Here is a 254-nt window from a genome sequence, read left to right as displayed (position 1 = left end):
CGCGGCGCATGTCCCTCACCCAACGTCAACAAGGCGCGATCACACTGGCCGGCGGCGGGCTGCTGATGGGCACGCTCGGCGTGTTCGTCGAGGAAGCGCGGCTCGGCGCGCTGACACTGGTGTTTTTCCGCTGCCTGTTCGGCTTTCTGTCGCTGGCGGCGTATTGCGCGTGGAAAGGCTACTTCACGCGCGCGCATTTCACGCGACGCACGCTCACGCTCGCGCTCATCTCCGGCGTATTGATGGTCACGCAG

1 pseudogene is annotated in these 254 nt (G+C 65.7%); it reads left to right on the top strand.

The window, feature by feature from the left end:
• Nucleotides 1–8 precede the first annotated feature (8 nt).
• Nucleotides 9–254 (top strand): annotated as a pseudogene (locus SB771_RS35805) (EamA family transporter); the annotation flags it as partial.

The organism is Burkholderia sp. SIMBA_051, from assembly GCF_046534915.1.
GTDB classification, from domain to species: domain Bacteria; phylum Pseudomonadota; class Gammaproteobacteria; order Burkholderiales; family Burkholderiaceae; genus Burkholderia; species Burkholderia ambifaria.
This window is presented reverse-complemented; position numbering and strand designations above follow the sequence as displayed.